The 1446-nt window shown below is 53.6% G+C and carries 2 protein-coding genes; both read left to right on the plus strand.

The features are described from left to right. Positions 1 to 323 (plus strand): SAVED domain-containing protein (locus BX591_RS35855; RefSeq protein WP_146749868.1); only part of this gene is annotated, 323 nt, incomplete at its 5' end. A 163-nt stretch (positions 324 to 486) separates the two neighbouring features. Then, the gene (locus tag BX591_RS35860; RefSeq protein ID WP_244147216.1) at positions 487 to 1107 is read left to right on the plus strand and encodes a hypothetical protein; all 621 of its coding nucleotides are present in this window, start codon (positions 487 to 489) and stop codon (positions 1105 to 1107) included. Positions 1108 to 1446: the final 339 nt, after the last annotated feature.

A 1446-nucleotide genomic window follows, 5' to 3' on the forward strand; every position in this document is an offset into this window, starting at 1 on the left:
GACCCAGACACCCACCGAATAACCCGCAAAGCTGGTCCAACGGGTGGGTCAGAATTCAATGCAAATCCCGGGTCAGGATTCCGTGCAAATCAACAACGTGTGGTCAGCACGCATTTGACCTGGCTGAAGCATTGGCACTGCAGATCAATCAGAACCGCATTCAGAGCAGGCCAGCACTGCATCTCTTCATCGCGGCACCGAACGCCTTCACGTTTTTTTTCGGACAACGACAACCCGGTCTTGGCAAGGCCACGCTGTATGAATATGACTTTGAAGGCACGAATGGCGGGGGCTACACGCCATCTCTATCGTTGCCGATCTGACATGTTGAAGCTGGTCAGGCAAAGTTTCGCGAAGAGTCTTGGCCAGCGTGCAGGCTCGGACATGTAGTGGGTTCTAAAGCGGTACGTAAGCAGGAAAAGTTCTATGCGAAAGCCGACAAGGGTGGGTTCGATGAGAGCCGCGTACCCGATCAGGAGAAAGACGATGGGTACGCCCTATCAAATGAATGGCTTCTTCGGAGTATGGAGCGAAGCACTTGGCCGCGACGAACCGACGGTTGCATTCGAACTCGCGAATGGTCGAGGAAGATTCCTTTTCATGATGTTTTTCGATCCAGAAGACGAAAAAACCAAGGACCGCTTGTTTCTATTTCTCCAGAATACGCGAGCTATGCTGCCGCTTAAATTGTATGGTTCTCATCGTGCGGGGGATTTTCGTCTTTATCTTGATAGCCGGGATGTCGAAAAGATCAAGCGCGAGCTTCAGATCGAAGACGGAACCGCTCCTGCCTTCGATATAGGCAAGTTCATCGATGCGCTCAATGCGAGCATCCCTCAGTCAGTCCCGCTGGCCACCAAAGTTGGGCTGCTACGACAAAACCGATCTGCACTGCGGGAGCATCTTCCCGACATCGTGGACTTTCACGACAGAACGGAATTGATTGGCGAAATGAACCTCCCAGAGGGCAAAAAGCCCAAGGAGCGGACCTTGCGAAAGCTATATCTGTACTCGACGGACTCTCCCGAAGACGTGGCCGTGTATATCAAAGATCTGAAGCGCCGTAATGTCACGTTGAGTTGGCGTGTTCCAGCGAATGCCGCGTAGCTTCGACGCTCGTGCGAGATGATGCGGAATTAATACGTCATTTCCCGGCCATGAGTGACAGAGAGGTGACGTCGAGGGTTTTCACCTCGACGTAGCGCAACACGTTGGTGCGGCAGTTTTGCGCGCCCATCTAGACGGTTCTGAGTGGCACGAGGCACTTCCCCGTTATTTGTAAAAGTCGGGACTCGATGCGACAGTCACAGTCAGATCAGGTCCCGACCGTTTTCGAGGCAAGGGGCGGCGATCGACCCAGGCTGTGTGGAAACCCGAGGAGATTGCAATGCGACGCATGATTGCTGACCGCCGCAGTGCGTTTGGTTGCCTTTGCGGCCATCAATG

It is taken from the genome of Paraburkholderia bryophila, from assembly GCF_003269035.1.
In the GTDB taxonomy this organism is placed as follows: Bacteria; Pseudomonadota; Gammaproteobacteria; order Burkholderiales; family Burkholderiaceae; genus Paraburkholderia; species Paraburkholderia bryophila.